We start from the raw sequence: 22163 nt of genomic DNA, 5'->3' as shown, positions 1-22163 counted from the left end.
CGATCACCCCGTGGCCGCCACACTGTGCACACGCGCTAGTGGTCGACGTGGTCGGCGTACAACTCGTGGCCGGTCCCCTGCTCCACCACACGCCCCAGCAGTTCGCGCAGGGTCTGCTGCTCGGCCTTGGACAGCACGCCGAATACCTTGTCGTGCGCGGCGATTGCGTCGCTGACCACGGCGGCGGCCACCTTGCGCCCCTGCTCGGTCAGGAAGGCCTGCAGGATGCGGCCGTGCGCGGGGTTCTGTTTGCGCTCCACCAGCCCGCGCTTCTCCAGCGCGGTCAGCGCGAGCTGCACGCCCTGTGGAGTGATGAGCAGTCGCCTGGCCAGCTCGGCGCCGGACAGGCCCGGCTCGTTGGCGAGCTGACGCAGCACGCCGATCTGGGCCGTGCTCACCCCGTGCTCGGCGACGGCTTCGTTCACGCTGGTCAGCGAGAAGTAGAAGGCCTGCTTGAGCAGCCAGAGGATGTTGTCGGTGAGCTCGATGCCTGCCACGTCGCGCGCCTCCATGGGTTCACGCTAGTCCGGCTCGGCTGCGGCGTGCTTGTAGACCACACCGTCCTTCATCACGAACCGCACGTCGAGCGTCGCGGCGATGTCCTTCGACGGGTCCCCACCCACCGCGACGATGTCCGCGAGGTAGCCGTCGGCGAGCCGGCCGAGTTCGTCGTCGGCCTCGACGAGCTCGGCGCTGGTGACCGTCGCCGCCCGCAGTGCCTGCATAGGGGTCATCCCACGGGCGACCAGAGCACACAACTCCTTGGCGTTCTGCCCGTGCGGCACCGCGGGAGCGTCGGTGCCGCAGGCGATCCGGACGCCGGCGGCGATGGCCTTGGGCAGCATCGCCTGAGCCTGCGGGAACACCACCTCCGCCTTCTTGCGCAGCTCGGGTGCGATGCGGTCGATCGCCATCGCCTCGGTGAGGTAGGTGGTCGACACCAGGAAGGTGCCGTGGTCGACCATCATCTGGATGGTGTCGTCGGTGGCCAGGAAGCCGTGCTCGATGCAGTCGATCCCGGCGCGGATGCACGCGCGAATAGCCGTGTCGCCTACCGCGTGTGCGGCAACCCGCACACCGGCCCGGTGCGCTTCGTCGGCGATCGCGGCGAACTCCTCGTCGGAGTACTGCTGGGCGCCCGGTGCCGTGCTGTGCGACATCACCCCGCCCGAGGCCGACACCTTGATCAACTTCGCGCCGTGCCGGATCTGATAACGCACGCACGCACGCACGTCGTCGACGCCGTTGGCGATCCCCTCGGCCACCGACAGCGGCATGATCCCCGGCGCGAGCCGCTGGAACACCGTCGGGTCCAGGTGACCGCCGTACGGGGTCACCGCGTGTCCGGCCGGATAGATGCGCGGCCCGACGTGCCAGCCCTGGTCGATGGCCCGCTGTAAGGCCACGTCGAGCAGGTAGCCGCCGGTCTTGACCATCAGACCGAGGTTGCGCACCGTGGTGAAGCCGGCTTCGAGGGTGCTGCGGGCGTTCACCGCGGCCCGCAGCGTGCGATACACCGGATCGTCCTGCACCCCGTGCATCGGGCTCGGGAGGCCCTCCGGTCCCCCCGGCCCGCCGATGAGCAGGTTCAGCTCCATGTCCATCAGTCCCGGCATCAGCGTGACGTCGCCGAGATCGAGGGTCTGATCCGCGTCCTGCGGGAGCACCTCGGGATCGACCGACTCGATGCGGTTGTCGACGACCACGACGGTGGCCGGCGTGCGCACCCGGCCCGCGTCGATGTCGACCCACCGCGCCGCCCGGATGACGGTGGTCGTCACGGGACGGGTTCGGAATCGCAGTCCAGCGAGGTCGCGCCGGAATCCGGCACCTTCGGCTGTTTCCAGCACTCCACCGGGAACGACACCTGGATCATCGAGTACAGCAGCCGCATCAGGTTCAGCACGTCGTCGGGAAGGTCGTCGAGCGCGAACTTGTCGCAGTAGGCGATGGCCTCCTCCGCGCGGGGCGTGATCGCGTCGTAGAAGGCCTGCATGTCACGCATGGTGCTGGCGAGGCGCTTGCCGTAGCGCTCCGATTCGGTGGCGAGGCACCAGTCGGCGAACTGCTCGAGGTCGGCGAACTCGGCGGGGAGTTTGGCGGTCTGCGTCGACACGTCCACGCTCACACCCCCTGCCCGACCTGTTCGGTCCTGCGCCGGTAGTCCTCGACCCACGCCGCGGTCTCGGTGTGCAGATGCCGGATCAGCACCTCCTGGTCGCAGAGCACGAACTCGTCGAGAACCTGTGACTCGATCATCGACTGCGTGGCCTCCAGGGTGTTGGCGTCCTGCAGCCCGTACTCCTTGAACGAGACCGCGGCAAGTTCCTGCGCGATGCGCTCCCGCGGCGTGCGCGGCTGCGGGAAGTACAGCGTGCCCTCGAAGATGTGGGTGTTGTGTGACGTCGGCCAGTAGTGGTAGGTCAGGTACCAGCCCTGACCCCAGAACAGCATCACGAAGTTGGGGAACAGCTGGAACGAATCCAGGCCCCACGGATCGCATTTCGCCGGATTGAGCCCGTCGGGCATGAGCCCGAGATCGGGTTTGTCCCACGGCCCGAACAGCCCGCTCTGGCAGATGTCCTCGATCGGCTTGCGCATCTCGTCGGCCATCTCCCAGGCGCGCACGCCCGAGGTGCTCACCAACCGGTGCGGACCCTCGATGCGATAGTGCGGCGCCTCGAAGCCGGCTTCCGCCGCAGCCTTGGAGTACGCCGTCGGCGACTGGTTCGCATGCAGGACGGGTGCGTGGTAGAACTCCTGGAACGCATCCATGTAGAGCTTCCAGTTGGCCTTCACCTCGGACCGGTAATGGAACCGCGAGGTCATCTTGTCGAAGGGATAGCCCTCCAGACCGGTGATCATCGGGCCGAGGAAATCGCGCAGCGTCTGCTCAGGTTCTTTCGCGAAGTTGACGAAGATGAAGCCCTCCCACACCTCGCAGTGCACCGGCACGAGTCCGTACCGGCTCTTGTCGAGGTCGAAGAACTCACCCTCCTGTTGCACGAAGGTCAGGTTGCCGTCCAGGTCGTAGCGCCACGCGTGGTACTTGCAGGTGAACTGACGGCACACGCCGCTGGTCTCCTCCAGCGGCATCTCGTTCCACACCAACTTGTTACCGCGGTGGCGGCAGATGTTGTGGTAGGCCTTGACCTCACCAGCGGTGGTGCGCACCACGATGATCGACGTGTTGACCACCTTGAGTTCCTTGGTGAAGTAACTGCCTTTTCGTGGAACCTGTTCCACCCGGCCCACATTCAGCCAGGCCCGCTTGAACACGGCGTTGCGCTCGACCTCATAGAACTGGGGGTCCACCGAATCCCGATAGGAGACCGGGCCCGTGCCCAGCTGCGGGTAGTGCTCGGTCCAGCTGCCTTCTGCCGGCTTCGGAAATCGGGCCATGTCGTCTCCTTGGGCTGCCGTCACTGCTTGCGTCGCCGCACGCGAACCGACCGGAGCAGTCCCGCAGGCGAACAACCAGGCACCGCAGCCTTTTCAGATCTCGCAGGAGACGACATGGCCGACGCTATATCCTCGGCCCATCAATCGCAAGTAGTTGATACTCACCGGTCCCCCTCCCGCCGCGAGCAGACACAAAGTCGCACGAAACAGGGTGAAATCGTGCGAGTTCATGTCTGCTCGCCGGGAAGCGACGACTCAGAACGTGATGTTGTGCTTCTCGAAATGCCGGGCCAGGGCCTGCATGTAGTCGTCTCCGCGGAACGGCCCGCGCGCCCCGATGGCCGCCTCCAGGAAGGGGCCGTACTCCTCGTCGTTGACGTAGGTGGACCAGTGCACGATCCGGCACTCCTCGTCGGTGTCGACGAAGCTGATCGAGTAGAAGCCCATCGTCTCGCCGGTGTTGACGTTGGTCCCTTCCCAGCGATAGCGCTGCACGAATCCGTTCTCGGCCGGCCAGACCTTGAAGTCGACGGGCTTCCAGTCGGGAAAGGTGATGCCGTAGGCCTTGGCCTCGATCGTCGCCGCCGTATCCCAGTGCGTCGCGACGTCCTTGAGCACGAGTTCCTGGTCCGCGACGAAGTACGGCGAGGTGTACACCGCGTTGTCGGCGAACTCCCACTCGTCGTAGCTCTCCCCCTCCTGCACCTTCTGGAGCACGTACTTGTCGCGGTAACTCTCGGCCATTCTCCGGTGCTTGGCGATGCGCTCAACGAGATCCATTACAGTGCAATTCCTTTCGCCTGCCATACGGCAGCGGGACGTCCACCGGCCGCCTTCGCGACTGAATATACATCTGTGTATCGGAGATACACGGGTGAACGACGAGACCGGCCCGAGATGGGCACCATGGTCGGCGAGCAGACGCAAAATCGCACGAAAAGGGCCCGAACAGTGCGATTTCGCGTCTGCTCGGCACCGGGACGGGGTCAGCTCGGCAGCTTGATCACCGAGGTGTACATCTCGATGACCGGTCGATAGAGGTCGACGTCGTCGAGCCGACTCCCCAAGATCACGGAGTCGCTGGTGGCCACCAACGTCTGGGCGAAGGTCAGCGCCGGGATCGTCAGCGTGGCACCCAACTTGTCCATGCTGTCGACGATGAATTCGGCAAGTTTCTCGACGACGTCGGAGCGCTTCTGCGCCACCCGCTCCCTGGCCTCGGGGTTGCGGAGCAGATACAGCGTGAACTCCAGTCCGAGCGCGGCGTGCTCGGCCCCGCGGTCGTTGCTGAGCTGGCGCCAGCGCTCGGCGATCGCGTCGAGTTCGTGTGCGCCGACCCTGCTCGCCGACGCCATCACCTCGGCGAAGCTGTCGAAATAGCGGCGCCAGTATCGGTCACTGACGGCCAGGAACAGGTCCTCTTTGGTGGCGAAGTGCTTGTAGATGGCACCTTTGGTGTAGCCGGCGGTATAGGCGATGTCGTCGAGAGTCGCGGCGGTAAAACCTTTTTCGCCGAACACGGTCTCGGCGGCATCCAGCAGCAGCGACCGGGTGTGTTCAAGTCGTCGCTCCCGGGTCCAGCGTTCCGCCATGACGAGAGTCTGCCACAGGATTCTTGGAAACCATTGAGTTCCGCAGATACCAGTCGGTATATTTCCCGGGATCGCGCGGTCGACGTGCGACGAGGAGGGGTACTAGTGAGCGAACTGTCGGACAAGAAACCCACGGCCACCGAATCCCTGAGCACGTTCGGGCGGCTGGACGCGCCCGCGGCGCCGTCGTCCCGGCGGGTGAAGATCTGGGCGACCGCCGGCGGCCTGATCCTGGTCTTCCAGATCTATGTCTGGATCCGCTGGATCACCGGCCCCTACTTCGAGCGGGTGGACCCCGGACCTACCGACCCGCCGACGTTCATGAAAGTGGCGTTGATGGTCTGGCAGATCGGCTCACCGGCACTGTTCCCGGTCGCGATCTGGTGGTTCATCATCCGGCCGTGGCGGCGGGAGCGCCGGATCACCCTGGACGGCATGATCATGGTGTCCACGGGATTGTTCTTCTTCCAGGACCCTCTGCTCAACTACATCAACACCTGGTGCACGTACAACGCCTGGGCGTTCAACATGGGGTCGTGGGCGCCCCATGTCCCCGGCTGGCTCTCCCCGGAGAAACCCGGCGCGCAGGTGGCCGAACCGTTGGGCATCAACGTCTCCGGCTACGCGTACGGCGTGCTGTTGTGCACCATCCTCGGCTGCTGGGTGATGCGCAAGGCCCAGCAGCGGTGGCCGAATCTCGGCACCGGGGGGCTGATCGGCGTGGCGTTCGCGTGGGCGTTCGTCTTCGACTTCGTGATGGAGGGCCTGATCCTCATGCCGTTGGGGATGTACACCTTCCCCGGCGCCATCCAGTCACTGTCGATCAACGCGGGCACCTACTACCAGTGGCCGATCTACGAGGGTCTGATGTGGGGTGGGGTGCAGGCCGCGCTGTGCTGCCTGCGGTTCTTCACCGACGATCGCGGCCGCACCGTGGTCGAGCGCGGACTGGACAACGTCCGGGGCGGCTTCGCCACCCAACAGCTGGTCCGCTTCCTGGCGATCTTCGCCGCCATCAGCGCGTCCTTCTTCACCTTCTACATCCTGCCTGCGCAGTTCATGGCGACGCACGCCGATCCGTGGCCCGAGGATGTGCAGAAGCGCTCGTACTTCACCTCAGGCCTGTGCGGCGACGGCACCGACCGGCCCTGCCCCGACCCGTCGTTACCCATCCCGACCAGGCATTCCGGGTACATCAACACCGACGGCGAGTTCGTGCTGCCCGACGGGGTGGACATGCCGGCCGTGGTGCCCCACGAACGGAGCGAATGAGGTGTCGCTCAACAGCGTCCACGCAGTCGAAACCCGCTCCGCGGCACCGTTCTACCGGCCGGTCGGCGACGAGGCGGAGGTGTTCCGCGCGGCGGCGCGCCGCGGATCTCCGGTGCTGCTGAAAGGCCCGACGGGGTGCGGTAAGACGAGGTTCGTCGAGGCGATGGCCCACGAGCTCGGCCGTGAGCTGATCACGGTCGCCGGGCACGAGGACATGACCTCGGCCGACCTGATCGGACGGTTCCTGCTCAAAGGCGGCGAGACGGTCTGGGTGGACGGACCGTTGACGCGGGCCGTGCGCTCGGGCGGGATCTGCTACCTCGACGAGATCGTCGAGGCGCGCCAGGACACCACCGTGGTGATCCACCCGCTTGCCGATCACCGCCGCGAGCTTCCGATCGACCGGCTCGGCACCACCCTGAAGGCCGCACCAGGTTTCCAGCTGGTCATCTCGTACAACCCCGGCTACCAAAGTGTGCTCAAGAGCATCAAGGAATCCACCCGCCAGCGGTTCATCGCCATCGAGCTGGGGTTCCCGCCGCCGGCGGTGGAGACCGAGATCGTCGCCTACGAAGCCGGTGTGGACGCCGACACCGCCCGCACACTCGTCACGATCGGTGACGCGATCCGCAACATCGACGGTTCACCGCTGCGGGAGGCGTCGTCCACCCGGATGCTCATCCTCGCCGGCGGGCTGGTCGCCGAGGGGTTGAGCCTGCGCAGAGCGGTGCAGTCCGCCGTCGTCGAGGCCCTCACCGACGACCACGACATCATCCGCGCGCTCGGCGAACTGGTCGACGCGCTCCTCCCCCGGCCGTGACCAAACCGGAACCCGCTGAGCCGCAGCATCTTCGACTGCTGGCCGGCTACCTCGCCGGATACGCGGTGGACATCGCCGAGGCCCCCGCCGGAGCGCCCGCGCACACCGACGGCCGCGTCGTCTACGTCTCGCGGGGCGGCACGCACGATGAGCAGCGGCGCGAAGTCCTGGTACAGAGCGCGCTGCTCGGCGCCGGCAGTCTCGATCCCGCGTTGATCCGCCCGCTGCGGGCCCGGGCATCGTGGTCGCGACGCTATCTGGCCGTCGAGGGCCGCCGGGTGCTCGCCGACCTGGCAGCCCGGCTCCCTCTCGCCGCCGCGGTGTCCACCTGGGGCGCACCGGAAACCGCGTCGTCCGCCGAGTCGCTCGAGCTGGCCCGCGGCCGCACGCGGGTGGCCGAGGCCCCGTCGTGGTTCGGTGCGCTCAAACCCGCTCGCGTGTCGATGATTCCGGACCGGCCCGGCACCCGCGCATCCGATGAGGACCTGCGCTTCCAGATCGTCACCACCGCCGGGGACGACGACGGCGATCCCGAGCAGGACGAGGAATCCGCGGGCGAGGACAGCAAGATCCTCAAACTTTTCGACAACCCGCTGTTCAACTCGCAGGCGGTGGGCGACTTCCTGCGCAAGCTGCTCGGCAGCTCCCCCGGATCGTCGGGAAACAGTTCGGGCGGAGCCGAGTTGCGGGTCGGGGGCGCCAGGCGCGCCCGAGCGGCCGGCCCGGATGCACGCCCGTTACCCACCCGCCTGGTGTTCGCCGACGAGGCCAACCCCGGTGCCGCCGTCGGTGTCGGCGGCGCACTGTATCCGGAATGGGACGTCTTCAACCACAGGTACCGGCCCGAATGGTGCCGGGTCATCGACTATCCGTTCACCGCCGCGGCCGACGTGTCGGCGGCGGCGGTGACGCCCGACGAAGTACTTCGCCGCCGGCTGTCCCGGGTAGGCCTGGGACCGAAAGTGTTGCGGCGCCGGGCCGACGGGGACGATCTGGACATCGAGGCGTTGGTCGACCTGACGATCGACCTGAGGTCGGGATTCTCGCCTCCGGAGCAGGTGTACACCGAGCACCGCAAGATCGCCCGCAACCTCGGTGTCCTGATCCTGCTCGACGCGTCCGGATCGGCGACCGACGCCGACCCGGAAGGTCTTGCCGTGCACGAACACCAGCGGCGCGCGGCGGCGACCGTCGCGGCGACGCTGGAGGACCTCGGGGACCGGGTCGCGGTGTACGCGTTCCGCTCCAAGGGCCGCAGGGCCGTACACCTGCCGGCGATCAAGACCTTCGAGCAGCGTTTCGGCGCGATCAGCCGGGCCCGGCTGACCCAGCTCCGGCCGGCGAACTACACCCGTCTCGGTGCGGCGGTACGGGGTGCCGGCGAAATCTTGAAGAGCCAGGCGGGCACCCCGAACCGGTTGCTGCTGGTCCTGTCCGACGGGCATCCCTACGACGACGGTTACGAAGGCCGCTACGCCGAGGCCGACGCACGCAAGGCACTGGAGGAACTACGCGCCGACGGTGTGGCCTGCCTGTGTCTGTCGATCGGTGCCGCCACCGACGCCGACGCACTCGGGCGCGTCTTCGGTTCGGCCAGCTACGCCGGTGCTGCCACCCTCGGCGACCTCAGTCCGCGGATGGACGAATTGTTCCTGGGCGCGTTGCGTGAACTCGCCGCTCCGCGAACGCCACCGGTATATGCTCGCGCAGCAATCACAAGTAGTTGATATAGCGCCTACCGGGGGTCAGAGAGTGCCCAACGATGTGGTGGCCACACCGAGCAACCCGAGCCGACACGAGCCGAACTTCGCGCAGCCGTGGGCACCGCACCGGTTGAAGATCTACACCTGGACCGGGATCTTCACGTTCGGGATGTTCCTGGCGGTGACCGTCGGGGTCAGCTTCGGGGTGATCCCACCCACGTTCACCACCGATGTCGTCGTGAACCTGATCTTCGGTATCCCGGTGATACTGCTGCCCTTCGTCATCTTCTGGAATGCGCCTGGAGAGCAGCGAACCCGGCTCGACAAAGCCGCGGAGCTGACGCTGTTCTACCTGCCCTACACCGCGGGCAGCCAGATCGGCTACGAGCTCATGTTCCTGATCGGCCATCCCCTCGGCTTGTGGGCACCGACGACCGATCCCGGCTGGAAGTGGCTGTGGTGGCAGTACGCACTGGCCGACACCCGTTACGTCAGCGGCAACCCGTGGATCTTCGCGCTGGAGATCGTCGGCGTGCTCACCGGCATCACCGTGTTCGCGATGTGGACCCGACTCATCCGTCCGACCCTGTCGGCAGAGTCGCGGATCCGGTGCCTGTGGATCACGTTCGCCGGCTGCGCGATCCTGATGAGCAGCACCGCCGTCTATTTTGTCGCCGAGGTCGGCGCGGGTTTCAGCAACATCGGGCAGGGCGGGTGGGGGCTCGGTTTCAAGTTCGTCGGCGAGAACATCCCGTTTATCGTGTTGCCGCCGCTGGTGCTCTACTCGATCCACCTGCAGATCGACTACCTGACCCGACGCGCAGGCCCGGTGGAACCGGGACTCTGAGGAGGCGACCCGCCGTGCTGCACGGTGAGAAGATCCTGATCACCGGGGTGACGGGCAAGATCGCGTTCCCCATCGCCCGTGCCCTGGCCGCCGACAACGAGGTCTGGGGCGCGGCGCGGCTGCGCGATCCCGCCGAGCGGGACAAGCTGGCAGCCATCGGTGTGCGGCCCGTGGCCCTGGATCTCAGTGGCGACGATTTCTCAGCTCTTGCCGACGATTTCACGTATGCGTTCCATGCCGCGGTCGACCCCGGGCAGGGCGACTGGACGCAGTGCGTCGAGACCAACGCGCTGCGCTCCGGCGACCTGCTCTATCACTGCCGCCGGGTCAAGGGTTTCGTGCTGTGCTCGACAGGGTCGATCTACGGCTATCAGGGCAGGCGCCCGCTCACCGAAGCCGACCCACCGGGAGTGCCGCTGCGCGCCAACTACTCCTTCTCCAAGGTCGCCGCCGAGGCGGTCTGCACATGGATCTCCCGACAGCACGGCATCCCGGTGACGATCATCCGGATCTGCTCGACCTACGGACCCGAGGGCGGTTCGGCCGCCGACCGTCTGGACGCGATACTGGCGCGCAAACCGATCCGCCTCCACCCCGACAAGCCCAACAACTACAACCCGATCTACGAAGACGACTACGTCGAACTCGGCATCCGCGCGATGGAGGTCGCGACATCGCCACCGCAGGTGGTGAACTGGGCGGGCAGCGAAACCGTCAGCGTCGAGGAGTACTGCAGGTATCTCGGCGAACTCGTCGGCGTGGAACCCGTCTTCGAGTACACCCCCGACGCGCACACTCCGCTGTGGCCGGACGTCACCCACATGCACGCCGTGCTGGGCAGGACGAAAGTGCCGTGGCGCGAAGGGTTCCGGAGGATGGCCGCCGCCCGCCACCCGGCGCTCGTACTCGACGGCCCGACTCGGTGAGGACATGATGCGGGAACTGCAAGGAACTCCGTCCGACGATGTCGCCGCGATCCTCGGCGCCGGCAGCGGTGACATCAGCACCCTGTTCGTGTCGATGGCCACCCGTCATCCCGACGGACTCGACGCCGAGTACCTGCGCTGGCACACCCTCGATCACCGTCCCGAACAGCACCGGCTGTCGGCGGTGCGGGCGTCACTGCGGCTGGTGTCGACGCCGGAGTGCCGCGCCGCGCGGCTGGCCGCGGACGCGAAGCTGGACGCCGTCGACCACATCATGACCTACTTCTTCAGCGACCGGTCCGGGCTGCGCGCGTTCAACGACCTGTCGACCGCGCTCGGAGATGCGGGCCGCAAGATCGCGTTGCTGCCACCGGTCGAGCGCGGTGTGTACGGGCTGGCCGGCAAGGTGGCCGCGCCGCGGGTCAAGGTCGGTGCCGACGTGCTGCCGTGGTGGCCCGTCCGGGGGGTGGTCCTGTGGGTGGAGCACGAACCCACCGATGTCACAGGGGTGCTCGACGTCGACGGGGTGATCGGCATCTGGTCGGCATCGGCGATCGGCGTCGACCGTGGGCCGGCCGGCGCGCATCCGGGTCAGCACCTCACTTACTGCTTCCTCGACGACGACCCCGTCGTCGTCGCCCGCCGGCTCGAACCGGTACTCGCACCGCGCTGGCAGGAGGCCGGGACGCGGCCGCTGCTTGCCGCACCGTTCTATCCCGTGGTCCCGCACGAATGGGACCGCCATGTCCCGTGACGAAGGGTGCACCATGCGCATCGGCATGATGGTCGGCTCGGACAAAGAACGCTCGCGCGCCGATCGGCTCGCCGGGGTGCTGGCCGACGGAAAAGCGGCTGAGTCCGCCGGGTTCCGATCGTTCTGGTTCCCGCAGGTGCCCGGCTATCTGGACGCGATGACGGCGATGGCGCTGCTCGGCGCGTCCACCACCGATATCGAGATCGGCACCGCGGTGGTCCCGATCCAGACCCGGCACCCGCTGATCCTCGCGCAGCAGGCGCTGACCACCAACACCGCGTGCGCCGGGCGTTTCAGCCTCGGCCTCGGCCTGTCTCACGAGTGGATCATCAACGGCCAGTTGGGTCTTGACTACCAGCGCCCGGTCCATGTGCTGCGCGACTACCTCGACGTGCTCGACGCGGCCTTCGCCGGCCCCGGCCAGGTCGACGTCGACAACGACAGCTTCCGGGTGCACAGCCCGGTGGATGTCGCCGACGCCGCGCCCGCGGTCCTGCTCGCCGCGCTGGGGCCGGCCATGCTGCGCCTCGCCGGCGAACGCGCCGACGGCACCGTGTTGTGGATGGCCGACGAACGCGCGATCGCCGAGCACGTCGCACCGAGGCTGTCGGATGCCGCGCACGCCGCCGGCCGTGCCCGGCCGCGCATCGTCGCGGGCGTGCCGGTGGCGCTGTGTCACCCGCGCGACGTCGACGCCGCACGCGGCTATGCCGGCGAGGTTCTCGGGCACGCCCACTTCTCACCGAACTATGTCGCGTTGCTCGAACACGGCGACGCCGAGGACGTCGGCGACACGATGGCCGCGGGCGACGAGTCCGCCGTGCTCGCCCGCCTGCGGTCCTATCGCGACGCCGGTGTCACCGATCTGGCTGCGCGCATCATCCCGCTGGGCGAGGACGCCGAACAGCGGCGCCGGTCCTGGCAGCGCACCGCAGAGTTCCTCGCCTCCGTCGTCCCCCAGTTCTGACGCGGGGACGGTTCAGCGCCGCGACCGCAGGATCGCCGCGATGGTGGCGGCCCCGACCGAGACGCCGACCACGCACGCGAACACCCCGACGATCAGATGCCGCAGCCAGCCGTTCGAGGCGTAGGCAGTGATCTGCAGAACCCCGGCGGTCAGCGCCAGCACGGCGAACGCGAGCGCCGCGACGCGAAGTGCAACCATGCCGACCATTGTGCCGAACAAAGACTTAGTTAGACCACGGTCAACTATTCCCTCGCGCGAATTGCTCTGTTACCGTCCCGAACGTGCCCACTACGGCCGAACAGCCTGCTGCTGACCGCGGTCAGCGCCGCGCCTCCTTCCAGCGCGCCCGTTCTCACGAGACCAAACGCATGCTGGTGCAGGCGGCGATGGCGCTGTGGCGGACCAAGGGCTACGCGGCCACCACCGTCGCCGACATCTGCACCGCCGCCGGTGTGTCGAAAGCCCTGTTCTACTTCTACTTTCCGCGCAAAGAGGATGTGCTCTTCGAAGTCGGCGTGCTGTCCACCCAAGCGGCACAACGACGGATCCATTCGCTGCTGCAGAAGCCGTACGAGATCGACGCCGTGGTCGCCGCCGCGTTGAGCGCCTTCGAACAATCGATGGCACGCAACCCCCGTGAGCTCGTGATCGAGACCATCCTCGAGGGTTACCGCCACGAACACCGGATACTCGCCGACGGCCGCTCGCCCGACACCGAGGCCGACATGTTCACCGAGTTGTTCACCCGCGCCCAGGCCGACGGCAAGCTACCCGCTGACGTCGACACCGCCCACGCCGCTTACCTCGCCCAGACGATGGTCAGCGAGGGCGCCCGGCACTGGGCCGCCGGCGCGTTCGGCACACGCTCGTTCGCGGAGGTGGTCACCTCCGACATCTGCACGCTGGTCCACGGATACAACGCACGCTGAAACGCCGGCAAGGAGGCCGTCATGTGGGACTTCGAAACCGACCCCGAGTACCAGAAGGTGCTCGACTGGGCCGACGAGTTCGTTCGGGAGGAGGTCGAGCCACTCGACCTGGCGTTTCCTCATCAGCAGTTCGTGCCGCTGGAGGGGAAGCGACGTGAGGCCATCGATCCGCTCAAGGAGGAGGTGCGCCGCCGCGGGCTGTGGGCCACCCACCTGGGGGCCGACCTCGGCGGGCAGGGGTACGGCCAGCTGAAGCTGGCCCTGCTCAACGAGATCCTCGGCCGCTCCCAGTGGGCGCCCATCATCTTCGGCTGTCAGGCACCCGATACCGGCAATGCCGAGATCATCGCCCACTACGGCACCGAGGAGCAGAAGCAGAGGTACCTACGCCCGCTGCTCGACGGCGAATTGTTCTCCTGCTATTCGATGACCGAACCGCACGCCGGCGCGGATCCGACGATGTTCACCACCCGCGCCGTGCGCGACGGCGACGATTGGGTCATCAATGGCTGGAAGTTCTTCTCCTCCAACGCCGCGACGGCCTCGTTCCTGATCGTCATGGTCGTCACCAACCCGGATGTCAGTGCCTATCAGGGCATGTCGATGTTCCTGGTGCCCACCGACACCCCCGGCGTCAAGATCGAACGCAACGTCGGCCTGTACGGCGAGCGCGCCGACCAGGGTTCGCACGCGCTGATCCACTACGACAACGTGCGGGTGCCCGCCGAGGCACTGCTCGGCGGTGAAGGCCAGGCGTTCGCCATCGCCCAGACCCGGCTCGGCGGCGGCCGGATCCACCACGCGATGCGCACCATCGGGCTCTCCCGCAAGGCGCTGGACATGATGTGCGAGCGGGCGCTGAGCCGGCAGACCCAGGGCAGCAGGCTGTCGGACAAGCAGTTCGTGCAGGGCTACATCGCCGACTCCTACGCGCAGCTGCTGCAGTTCCGGCTGATGGTGCTCTACACCGCGTGGGAGATCGACAAGTACAACGACTACAAGAAGGTCCGTAAGGACATCGCCGCGGTCAAGGTGGTGATGCCCACCGTGCTGCACGACATCGCCTGGCGGGCGATGCAGGTGCACGGCGCGCTCGGGGTGACCAACGAGGTGCCGTTCCTGGGCATGGTGACCGGCGCCGCGGTGATGGGGCTGGCCGACGGACCCACCGAGGTGCACAAGACGACCGTCGCCAAACAGGTGCTGCGCGATTACCGGCCCACCGACGGCATCTGGCCGTCGGAGTGGATTCCCGCCAAACGGGAAGCGGCACAGGCGAAGTACGCCGACTTCATCGAACATGAGGTGGGCAACCTGTGAGCGAGATCGACACCACGCGGCTCGCCGACTGGATGGATGCGGCTGCGCTGCCGGGCAAAGGCGAACCGCTGACCGCCCGGTTCCTGTCCGGCGGCACGCAGAACGTCATCTTCGAGATCACCCGCGGTGAGCACCGCTGCGTTCTGCGGATGCCACCACCGGGCGCCCCGCCCGACCGCGACAAGGGCATCCTGCGGGAGTGGCGGATCATCGAAGCCCTCGACGGCACCGACGTGCCCCACACCGCCGCTGTCGGTGTCTGCGACGACGCGTCGGTGTTGGGTCGCCCCTTCTATCTGATGGGCTTCGTCGACGGGTGGTCACCGATGGACACCCACGGCCGTTGGCCGGAGCCGTTCGACAGCGACGTGTCTGCCCGGCCCGGCCTGAGTTACCAACTGGCCGAGGGCATCGCGTTGCTGTCGAAGGTGGACTGGAAAGCCAAGGGCCTGCACGATCTGGGCCGACCGGACGGCTTCCACGAACGCCAGGTCGACCGCTGGATCGGCTTCCTGGACCGCATCAAGAGCCGCGAACTCCCGGGCCTGGAGGTTGCCACCGAATGGCTGAAGGGCCACAAGCCGCTCGACTTCATCCCGGGGTTGATGCACGGCGACTATCAGTTCGCCAACGTCATGTACCGCCACGGCGCGCCGGCGCAGATGGCCGCGATCGTCGACTGGGAGATGGGCACCGTCGGCGATCCGAAACTCGACCTGGGCTGGATGGTGCAGTCCTGGCCGTCCGGTGACGACGACGCGGCGGCGATGAGCTACGTCGACATGCGCGGGATGCCGTCGCGCGACGATGTCGTGGCGCACTACGCCGCCGTGTCCGGCCGCCAGGTCGACGATCTCGACTACTACCTGGTGCTGGCCAAGTGGAAGCTCGCGATCGTGCTGGAGCAGGGGTACCAACGCGCCGGTGACGATGAGAAGCTGCTGGCCTTCGGCCCGGTGGTCACCAGCCTGATGGCGTCGGCCGCAGAGCTCGCCGAGTCCACCGACTACCGGGGCTAACACGGCATGCACGCTGCGGTCTGCCCGGAGTACGGGCCGCCCGAGGTGGTCCGCGTCGAGGAGCGCGCCGCGCCCACGGCCGGACCCGGGCAGGTGGGGGTGCGCGTCGAGGCCGCCGCGGTCAACTATCCCGACGTGCTTCTGGTGGCCGGCACCTACCAGGTCAAGGTGGCGCCCCCGTTCGTGCCGGGCAGTGAGTTCGCCGGCGTGATCGACCAGATCGGTTTCGGTGTCTCGGACTTCGCGATCGGTGACCGGGTGAGCGGCACCGGCATGGTCGGCGCTTTCGCGCAGAACGTCGTGGTCGACCCGGCCTGCCTGGCGCTGGTGCCCGGCCGGATCGACGCGCGCACCGCGGCCGCGTTCGGCGTAGCCCACCGCACGGCCTACCATGCGCTGCGCTCGACGGCGCGGCTGCGCAGCGGCGAACGGTTGGTGGTGCTCGGCGCCGGGGGCGGTGTGGGACTGGCCGCGGTGCAACTGGGCGCTGCGCTCGGGGCCGACGTCACCGCCGTCGCGTCGTCCAACGAGAAGCTCGCTGCCGCAGCGCGATACGGGGCAACACAATTGGTCAATCACCGTGAGTGCGACGTGCGCGCCGCGCTGCGTGAGAGCGCACCCGGCGGGGCAGACGTCGTGATCGACCCCGTCGGCGGGAGCCTCAGCGAACCGGCCCTGCGGTCACTGGGCCGGGGTGGCCGCTTCGTGACCGTCGGGTTCGCCTCCGGAGAGATACCGCGCATCCCGCTGAATCTGGTGCTGATCAAGGGAGTTCACGTGCTGGGTTTCCAATTCCAGGACGTTCCGGTCGACGAGTTCGGCCGCAACGAGACCGAACTGCACGAACTGCTGGTCGCGGGCCGGGCCGCACCGCACATCGGCGCGGTCTACCGGCTCGACGAGGTCGCCGCGGCGTTGCACCACGTCGGCGACGGGCGTGCGATCGGCAAGGTCCTGATCGACCTGCGCTGAAATCAGCTGGCCGGGACCAGGTCCGCGGCCACCGAGACCATCATGCCGCTGCTGAACATCTCGGTCGGAGCGATCGCCTGACGTGCGCCGAACACCGCCGCGAGCGCCTGCGCCTTGAACGCCCGGGCGGCCGCGCTGAGCCGGTGCTCGACGGGGCCCACGCTGCTGTCCAGTTCGGCCGGAACCGGTGCACCCCACAGTGTCACCTCGGTCGCGCCCTGGTCGAGGGCGCCGAGCACGCCGAGGCGCACCCGGTCGTCGCGGCCGTAGAGGTCGGCGGCCACCGCGACGGTCTGCGGGTGCGGCCGATGCTCCCAGGAATCCAGCACCGACTCCAGGTCCAGGACCTCGGCCCCGAGGATCTCCAGGGGTCGCACGTCCTCATCGCAGCCCACCAGGACGGTGACGTCCCACCCGGCGGTCACCCGGTCGTAGATCCAGCCGCCGGCAAAGCACACCGCGTCGCACACCGTGGGAGACACGATGTCCAGTCGGTATCTCATGTCGGCGGTGCCGGTGCCGTCAGATCGCGCTCCAGCGACTCCGCGTACCCCTTGTACACCTCGGTCAGCGGGATTGAAGGATCGAGCAACCATTGGATCTCCATTCCGTTGATGAAGGCGAGAATCTCCGTGGCCTTGCTGGCCGCGTCGACGTCGGTGCGGTACAGCCCCTGCTGCTGACCACGGACGATGAGTTTCCTGATGATGTCCGCCGCGTCGCGGTACCGCTTGTGCAGGCGGTCGTGCAGCGGAGCGTCGGGGGCGATGTTCTCGGCGAGCAGCACCATGAACGTCCCCACCAGTTCCGGCGCGCGTTCGAAGCGCTTGGGCACCTGGCGCAGCGCGGCGATGAGATCCCCGGAGCGGTCGGCGTGTGCGTCGTCGTCGGTGTCACGCGCATCGAGCACGGCGTTGAGCAATTGCTCCTTGGACTCGAAGTGGTGCAGCAGCCCCGCCGGCGTGACCCCGGCCTCCCGGGCGATCTGAGCCAGCGACGTGGCGCGCCACCCGTTGCGGGCCAACAGACGTTCGGCCACCGCGAGGATCCGCTGTCTACGGTCCTCGCCCTTGGCGAACAACGTCGCGTACGGCCGCCTGGGCGATACCAGATCGGCCGCGGCGGACTCGGTGGCGGACAAACGTCTCCTTGGGGCTGAACCAACCTAGTGAACACACAGTAGGTAGGTTTCGCGGCTGTGACAAGGGTCTCACCATAATCAGGTTTAGGTGGCCGTCACAGCATAATCGGCGCCCCCGTCAATCCAACGGTAAAGCCTATGGTCAGACCGATTACCGCTACAGGCCGAGAGATTTGGCGATCATCACCTTCATGACTTCGCTCGTCCCCGCATAGATGCGGGCCACGCGCGCATCGGTGTAGAGACGCGCGATCGGATACTCCATCATGTAGCCGTAACCGCCGAAGAGCTGCAGGCAGCGGTCCACCACCCGCTGCTGCATCTCGGTGCAGAACAGCTTCGTCCTGGCCGCATCGGCTCCCGAGAGCTCTCCCTCGACGTGCAGCGACACGGCGCGATCCAGCATCGCCTGGGCGGCCTCCACCTCGGTCGAGCAGGCCGCCAGCTCGAACTTGGTGTTCTGGAACGACGCCACCGGCGTACCGAATGCCTTGCGGTTGCGGGTGTAGTCGATCGCCGCGGCGATCGCCGACCGCGCCTGTGCCACCGACCCCACCGCGACCGTCAGCCGCTCCTGGGCGAGGTTGTGGCCGAGATAGCCGAACGCCTCGTCCACCTCGCCGAGAACGTTCGCGGCCGGAACCCGGACGTCCACGAAGGACAGCTCCGCGGTGTCCTGGACCTTGCAGCCCATCTTCTCCAGCTCGCGGCCGCGGGTGAACCCCTCCATACCGTCCTCGACGACGAACAGGGTCAGCCCCTTGCGGCGGTTGTCCGGATCGGTGGATGTCCGCGCGACCACGATGACCAGGTCGGCCTGCATGCCGCCGGTGATGAACGTCTTGGCACCGTTGACGATGTAGTCGTCCCCGTCCCGGGCCGCGGTGGTGCGCATGCCCGCCAGATCCGAACCGGTGCCGGGTTCGGTCATCGCGATGGCCGTGAGCAGCCGGCCCGCCGCCAGCCCGGGGAACCAGCGCTGCCGTTGCTCGGCATTCGCGTAGTGCAGGAAGTAGGGCAGGATCACTTCGAGCTGGGTCCGCACCGTCGACAGGGTGACCAGCGCGCGGGCCGCCTCTTCCTGCAGGACCACGTTGTAGCGGTAGTCGGGTTGGCCGCCGCCGCCGAACTCCTCGGGGATCGCCACACCGAGGATCCCGAGCTCACCCATCTGCTCGAAGACCTCGCGCGGCATCCGGCCGCCCTTCTCCCATTGCGGATAGTGCGGCACGACCTCCTTCTCGACGAAGTCGCGAGCGAGCTCGCGGAAGGCCTCGTGGTCTTCGGTGAACAGATCTCTACGCACCCGGTGTCTCCTACTTGACGAGTTCGACGATCGTCGCGTTGGCGGTGCCGCCGCCTTCGCACATGGTCTGCAACCCGTAACGAATTCCGTTGTCCCGCATGTGGTGGATCATCCGCGTCATCAGCACCGCACCGGAGGCCCCGAGCGGATGGCCGAGCGCGATCGCGCCGCCGAGCGGGTTGAGCTTCGCCTCGTCGGCGCCGGTGTCGGCCAACCACGCCAGCGGCACCGGCGCGAACGCCTCGTTGACCTCGTACACGCCGATCTCGTCCAGCGTCAGGCCCGCCTTGTGCAACACCTTCTCGGTCGCGGGGATCGGGCCGGTCAGCATCAGTTTCGGGTCCGCGCCGGTGACCGCTCCGGCGCGGTAGCGCACCAGCGGGGTCAGTCCGAGGTTCACGGCGTTGTCCGCGGTGGTCACCAGCAGCGCCGCGGCGCCGTCGGAGATCTGCGACGAGTTACCGGCGTGGATGACGCCGTCCTCGGTGAACGCCGGCTTGAGACCGGCCAGCTTCTCCACCGTGGTCCCGCGACGGATGCCCTCGTCCTCGGTGACTATGCCGTCATCGGTGAAGACGGGCACGATCTGATCCTTGAACGCCCCGGCGTCCTGGGCCGCGGCCGCGAGTTCGTGGGACCGCGCGGAATACTCGTCGAGCCGGGTGCGGGAGAAACCCCACTGCTGCGAGATCAGCTCCGCCGAGATCCCCTGGTTGAACGCGAAATCGTCATAGCGGGCAAAGACTTTCGGCCCGTAGGGGGTGCCGGTGGCGCGCGCGGCTCCCAGCGGAACCCGGCTCATCACCTCCACTCCCCCGGCCACCACGATGTCTTGCTGTCCCGACATCACGGCCTGCACCGCGAAGTCCAGGGCCTGCTGACTCGATCCGCAGGCCCGGTTCACCGTGGTGCCCGGGATGTGTTCGGGCCAGCCGGCGGCGAGCACCGCGTAGCGCCCGATGTTGCTCGACTGATCCCCCACCTGCGACACGCAGCCCCAGATGACGTCGTCGATCAGCTCGGTGTCCACTCCGGTGCGCTGCACGAGTTCGTTGAGCACCTCCGCCGACAGGTCGGCGGCGTGTTGCCCGGACAGCCCGCCGTTGCGCTTGCCGACCGGAGTGCGCACCGCACCCACGATGACCGTCTCCCGCATTACCTTTGCTCCTCAGTTCGCTCGTTCAAAGTCCATGCCCCGGTGAACTCCGGGTCCCGCTTCGCAGCGAACGCAGCGTAGGCCTCGGCCGAGTCCGCGGTCGCGAAATTGCCGGGTTGGGCACGGGCCTCGTTGGCCAGCGCCTCCCGCAAGGTCACGTTGGCGCCGTCGTTGAGCAGCGCCTTGCTCTGGGCCAGCGCGAACGGCGGCCCGTCCGCCAACCGGCGGGCCAGCTCGTCGACGAACGCGTCGATGTCCTCGGCGGGCCTGACCCAGGTGACCAGACCGAGGGCATGAGCTTCGTCGGCGCCGATCATGTCGGCCAGCAGCACAAGCCGTTTGGCCTGTTGCAGGCCGACGATCTTGGGTAACAGCCAGGAGCCGCCGAGGTCGACCGACAAACCGCGCTTGGAGAAGATCTGGCAGAACCGGGATTGCGGGGTGGCGACCACCAGGTCGCAGCCGAGGGCGAGGTTCCAGCCCGCCCCGACCGCAACGCCGTCGACCTTCGCGATCGTCGGTATCGCGAGTTCGTGCAGGGCCAGGGCGACGTCGGTGAGCCGGTCCAGCTTGTAGCGCGGATGGATCTGCTCACCGGTGCCGATGTCGGCGCCGGAGCAGAACGCACCGCCGGCGCCGGTCAGCACCAGAGCCCGGATCCCGGTGTCGCGTTTGAGTCGGCGCAGCGCGTCGGCGAGTTCCATCCACAGCCGCGCGTCGAGCGCGTTGCGCCGCTCGGGACGGTTCAGGGTCAGGGTTCGCACACCGTCGCGGTCCGCTGACAGCAGTGTCTGTTCCTCAGCCCCCATAGGCCGGTCCGATCGCGCCGTCAGTCCGCAGCTGCGCCAGATCGCCTGCGGTGAAACCTAATTCGGTGAGCACGGCGTCGGTATGCTCACCGAGACCGGGGATCGCGCCCATCGGCTGCTCGAAATCACTGATCACCGGTGGCGGGCGCAGCGCCTGGATGTCGCCCTTGGGGGTTGCGACGGTGCGCCACCGGTCGCGGGCCGACAGATGCGGATGCACCACGACCTCGCTGGGTTTGTTGTAGCGCGAGTTGCCGATCCCGGCGTCGTCGGCCTTCTTCTGAATCTCGGCGAGGTCGTGTTGAGCACACCAGCTGCCGATCGCCTCCTCGAGGACTTCGCGGTGCGCGCACCGGCCGGGGTTGGTCGCGAACCGCAGGTCCTCGGCCAGGTCGGGCCGGTCGATGATCTCGCGGGCGACCCGTTGCCATTCCCGGTCGTTGGTGGTGCCGAGCACCACGGTCTGCCCGTCCCGCGTCGGGAACGCCCCGTAGGGCGCCACCGCCGGGGAGCCGACACCGAGGGGTTCCTGGTCGATCCCCGAGTGCTGGGTGTAGGTCAGCGCGTAGCCCATCACGTCGGTCATCACGTCGAACAGGCTCAACTCCACCGACGGCGCGGGATCGCTCGCGGGCCGCCCGGCCCGGCCGTACAGCACGGCCAGGATCGAGATGGCCGCGTACAGCCCCGAGGTGAAGTCGGCCACCGCGGGACCGGGTTTGGCGGGCATGCCTGGGTAACCGGTGACCGCGCAGGACCCGGATTCGGCCTGCACCAGCAGGTCGTAGGCCCGCTTGTGCGAGATCGGTCCACCCGGGCCGTAGCCGTCGATCTCCACCGGGATCACCTGGGGGTGCCGCTGGGCGAGGTCGGCCGCGGACAGGCCCAGCCGCGCCGTCGCACCCGGCGCCAGATTGGACACGAAGGCATCCGCGCGGTCCAGTAATCGGTGCAGGATATCCAGGCCCGCAGCGGTTTTCGTGTTCAGCGTGACCGATTCCTTGCCGCGGTTGGCCCACACGAAGTGCGCGGCCAGGCCACCCGGCCCGTTGACGACGTCATCGTAGGCCCGGGCGAAGTCTCCGCCCTGGGGGTTCTCCACCTTGATCACGCGGGCGCCGAAATCAGCCAGCACCCGGGTGCACATCGGGGCGGCCACGGCCTGTTCCATCGCGACGACGGTGACGCCGGCCAGTGGGCCGGCACCGGTCTGAGAACTGCTCACGCG

24 protein-coding genes are annotated in these 22163 nt (G+C 67.7%); 11 read left to right on the top strand and 13 right to left on the bottom strand.

Annotated features, from left to right (window positions below; genetic code table 11):
• Positions 1 to 35: 35 nt before the first annotated feature.
• From MVA01S_RS02410 to MVA01S_RS02385, 6 genes are all read right to left on the bottom strand, one after another.
• The gene (locus MVA01S_RS02410) at positions 36 to 488 is read right to left on the bottom strand and encodes a MarR family winged helix-turn-helix transcriptional regulator (protein ID WP_040539832.1); all 453 of its coding nucleotides are present in this window, start codon (positions 486 to 488) and stop codon (positions 36 to 38) included.
• 33 nt (positions 489 to 521) lie between these two features.
• The gene (locus MVA01S_RS02405) at positions 522 to 1781 is read right to left on the bottom strand and encodes a metal-dependent hydrolase family protein (RefSeq protein WP_003928226.1); all 1260 of its coding nucleotides are present in this window, start codon (positions 1779 to 1781) and stop codon (positions 522 to 524) included.
• Entirely contained in the window at positions 1778 to 2128 is a 351-nt protein-coding gene (locus MVA01S_RS02400) for a hypothetical protein (RefSeq protein ID WP_003928225.1), read from the bottom strand. Before MVA01S_RS02400 ends, MVA01S_RS02405 begins: the two co-directional genes overlap by 4 nt.
• Entirely contained in the window at positions 2125 to 3402 is a 1278-nt protein-coding gene (locus MVA01S_RS02395; RefSeq protein ID WP_003928224.1) for an aromatic ring-hydroxylating oxygenase subunit alpha, read from the bottom strand. The genes MVA01S_RS02400 and MVA01S_RS02395 overlap by 4 nt, the downstream gene beginning before the upstream one ends.
• 255 nt (positions 3403 to 3657) lie before the next feature.
• Entirely contained in the window at positions 3658 to 4182 is a 525-nt protein-coding gene (locus tag MVA01S_RS02390; RefSeq protein ID WP_003928223.1) for a hypothetical protein, read from the bottom strand.
• Between the two features lie 206 nt (positions 4183 to 4388).
• The gene (locus tag MVA01S_RS02385; protein WP_003928222.1) at positions 4389 to 4994 is read right to left on the bottom strand and encodes a TetR/AcrR family transcriptional regulator; all 606 of its coding nucleotides are present in this window, start codon (positions 4992 to 4994) and stop codon (positions 4389 to 4391) included.
• 105 nt (positions 4995 to 5099) lie between these two features.
• On the opposite strand from MVA01S_RS02385, the gene MVA01S_RS02380 reads away from it, so the two are divergent.
• From MVA01S_RS02380 to MVA01S_RS02350, 7 genes are read left to right on the top strand one after another with little or no spacing between them, the layout of a single operon-like run.
• On the top strand, positions 5100 to 6266 hold the full coding sequence (locus tag MVA01S_RS02380; protein WP_003928221.1) for a spirocyclase AveC family protein: 1167 nt from the start codon (positions 5100 to 5102) through the stop codon (positions 6264 to 6266).
• A 1-nt stretch (position 6267) separates the two neighbouring features.
• Entirely contained in the window at positions 6268 to 7086 is an 819-nt protein-coding gene (locus MVA01S_RS02375; RefSeq protein WP_003928220.1) for a CbbQ/NirQ/NorQ/GpvN family protein, read from the top strand.
• Entirely contained in the window at positions 7083 to 8813 is a 1731-nt protein-coding gene (locus MVA01S_RS02370; protein ID WP_003928219.1) for a nitric oxide reductase activation protein NorD, read from the top strand. The genes MVA01S_RS02375 and MVA01S_RS02370 overlap by 4 nt, the downstream gene beginning before the upstream one ends.
• Before the next feature lie 25 nt (positions 8814 to 8838).
• Positions 8839 to 9636 (top strand): hypothetical protein, encoded by a 798-nt coding sequence (locus MVA01S_RS02365; protein ID WP_003928218.1) that lies wholly within the window; start codon positions 8839 to 8841, stop codon positions 9634 to 9636.
• A gap of 14 nt (positions 9637 to 9650) precedes the next feature.
• Positions 9651 to 10562, top strand: a complete 912-nt coding sequence (locus MVA01S_RS02360; RefSeq protein WP_003928217.1) for an NAD-dependent epimerase/dehydratase family protein — start codon at positions 9651 to 9653, stop codon at positions 10560 to 10562.
• 7 nt (positions 10563 to 10569) lie between these two features.
• A complete protein-coding gene (locus MVA01S_RS02355; protein WP_003928216.1) occupies positions 10570 to 11316 on the top strand; it encodes a hypothetical protein in 747 nt (248 codons plus the stop codon).
• Between the two features lie 13 nt (positions 11317 to 11329).
• Positions 11330 to 12283, top strand: coding sequence for a TIGR03564 family F420-dependent LLM class oxidoreductase (locus tag MVA01S_RS02350; protein ID WP_003928215.1), 954 nt, complete (start codon positions 11330 to 11332; stop codon positions 12281 to 12283).
• Positions 12284 to 12295: 12 nt separating this feature from the next.
• On the opposite strand, the gene MVA01S_RS02345 is transcribed toward MVA01S_RS02350, so the two are convergent.
• The gene (locus MVA01S_RS02345) at positions 12296 to 12481 is read right to left on the bottom strand and encodes a hypothetical protein (protein ID WP_040539827.1); all 186 of its coding nucleotides are present in this window, start codon (positions 12479 to 12481) and stop codon (positions 12296 to 12298) included.
• A gap of 83 nt (positions 12482 to 12564) precedes the next feature.
• On the opposite strand from MVA01S_RS02345, the gene MVA01S_RS02340 reads away from it, so the two are divergent.
• From MVA01S_RS02340 to MVA01S_RS02325, 4 genes are read left to right on the top strand one after another with little or no spacing between them, the layout of a single operon-like run.
• On the top strand, positions 12565 to 13212 hold the full coding sequence (locus MVA01S_RS02340; RefSeq protein WP_064635149.1) for a TetR/AcrR family transcriptional regulator: 648 nt from the start codon (positions 12565 to 12567) through the stop codon (positions 13210 to 13212).
• Between the two features lie 21 nt (positions 13213 to 13233).
• Complete coding sequence (locus MVA01S_RS02335; RefSeq protein WP_003928212.1) at positions 13234 to 14532, top strand: acyl-CoA dehydrogenase family protein; 1299 nt, start codon at positions 13234 to 13236, stop codon at positions 14530 to 14532.
• Between the two features lie 32 nt (positions 14533 to 14564).
• A complete protein-coding gene (locus MVA01S_RS02330; RefSeq protein WP_051015193.1) occupies positions 14565 to 15551 on the top strand; it encodes a phosphotransferase family protein in 987 nt (328 codons plus the stop codon).
• 6 nt (positions 15552 to 15557) lie between these two features.
• The gene (locus MVA01S_RS02325) at positions 15558 to 16523 is read left to right on the top strand and encodes an NADPH:quinone oxidoreductase family protein (RefSeq protein ID WP_003928210.1); all 966 of its coding nucleotides are present in this window, start codon (positions 15558 to 15560) and stop codon (positions 16521 to 16523) included.
• 2 nt (positions 16524 to 16525) lie between these two features.
• Here MVA01S_RS02325 and MVA01S_RS02320 read toward each other — a convergent pair whose 3' ends face one another.
• From MVA01S_RS02320 to MVA01S_RS02295, 6 genes are all read right to left on the bottom strand, one after another.
• Complete coding sequence (locus tag MVA01S_RS02320; protein WP_003928209.1) at positions 16526 to 17026, bottom strand: hypothetical protein; 501 nt, start codon at positions 17024 to 17026, stop codon at positions 16526 to 16528.
• Positions 17023 to 17664, bottom strand: a complete 642-nt coding sequence (locus tag MVA01S_RS02315; RefSeq protein ID WP_003928208.1) for a TetR/AcrR family transcriptional regulator — start codon at positions 17662 to 17664, stop codon at positions 17023 to 17025. The genes MVA01S_RS02320 and MVA01S_RS02315 overlap by 4 nt, the downstream gene beginning before the upstream one ends.
• 157 nt (positions 17665 to 17821) lie before the next feature.
• On the bottom strand, positions 17822 to 18970 hold the full coding sequence (locus MVA01S_RS02310; protein ID WP_003928207.1) for an acyl-CoA dehydrogenase family protein: 1149 nt from the start codon (positions 18968 to 18970) through the stop codon (positions 17822 to 17824).
• A 10-nt stretch (positions 18971 to 18980) separates the two neighbouring features.
• On the bottom strand, positions 18981 to 20126 hold the full coding sequence (locus MVA01S_RS02305) for a thiolase family protein (RefSeq protein ID WP_003928206.1): 1146 nt from the start codon (positions 20124 to 20126) through the stop codon (positions 18981 to 18983).
• A complete protein-coding gene (locus MVA01S_RS02300; RefSeq protein ID WP_003928205.1) occupies positions 20126 to 20935 on the bottom strand; it encodes an enoyl-CoA hydratase/isomerase family protein in 810 nt (269 codons plus the stop codon). The genes MVA01S_RS02305 and MVA01S_RS02300 overlap by 1 nt, the downstream gene beginning before the upstream one ends.
• A complete protein-coding gene (locus MVA01S_RS02295) occupies positions 20925 to 22160 on the bottom strand; it encodes a CaiB/BaiF CoA transferase family protein (protein ID WP_003928204.1) in 1236 nt (411 codons plus the stop codon). Before MVA01S_RS02295 ends, MVA01S_RS02300 begins: the two co-directional genes overlap by 11 nt.
• Between the last annotated feature and the right edge of the window lie 3 nt (positions 22161 to 22163).

This window comes from Mycolicibacterium vaccae NBRC 14118 = CIP 105934 (genome assembly GCF_001552715.1).
GTDB lineage: Bacteria > Actinomycetota > Actinomycetes > Mycobacteriales > Mycobacteriaceae > Mycobacterium > Mycobacterium vaccae.
This window is presented reverse-complemented; position numbering and strand designations above follow the sequence as displayed.

Bases quoted from the DNA above. Each gene is read 5' to 3' on its own strand.
- MVA01S_RS02395 (WP_003928224.1), bottom strand. From the start codon at position 3,402: ATGGCCCGATTTCCGAAGCCGGCAGAAGGCAGCTGGACCGAGCACTAC.
- MVA01S_RS02390 (WP_003928223.1), bottom strand. From the start codon at position 4,182: ATGGATCTCGTTGAGCGCATCGCCAAGCACCGGAGAATGGCCGAGAGT.
- MVA01S_RS02385 (WP_003928222.1), bottom strand. From the start codon at position 4,994: ATGGCGGAACGCTGGACCCGGGAGCGACGACTTGAACACACCCGGTCG.
- MVA01S_RS02355 (WP_003928216.1), top strand. From the start codon at position 10,570: ATGCGGGAACTGCAAGGAACTCCGTCCGACGATGTCGCCGCGATCCTC.
- MVA01S_RS02350 (WP_003928215.1), top strand. From the start codon at position 11,330: ATGCGCATCGGCATGATGGTCGGCTCGGACAAAGAACGCTCGCGCGCC.
- MVA01S_RS02345 (WP_040539827.1), bottom strand. From the start codon at position 12,481: ATGGTTGCACTTCGCGTCGCGGCGCTCGCGTTCGCCGTGCTGGCGCTG.
- MVA01S_RS02335 (WP_003928212.1), top strand. From the start codon at position 13,234: ATGTGGGACTTCGAAACCGACCCCGAGTACCAGAAGGTGCTCGACTGG.
- MVA01S_RS02330 (WP_051015193.1), top strand. From the start codon at position 14,565: ATGGATGCGGCTGCGCTGCCGGGCAAAGGCGAACCGCTGACCGCCCGG.
- MVA01S_RS02325 (WP_003928210.1), top strand. From the start codon at position 15,558: ATGCACGCTGCGGTCTGCCCGGAGTACGGGCCGCCCGAGGTGGTCCGC.
- MVA01S_RS02320 (WP_003928209.1), bottom strand. From the start codon at position 17,026: ATGAGATACCGACTGGACATCGTGTCTCCCACGGTGTGCGACGCGGTG.
- MVA01S_RS02305 (WP_003928206.1), bottom strand. From the start codon at position 20,126: ATGCGGGAGACGGTCATCGTGGGTGCGGTGCGCACTCCGGTCGGCAAG.
- MVA01S_RS02300 (WP_003928205.1), bottom strand. From the start codon at position 20,935: ATGGGGGCTGAGGAACAGACACTGCTGTCAGCGGACCGCGACGGTGTG.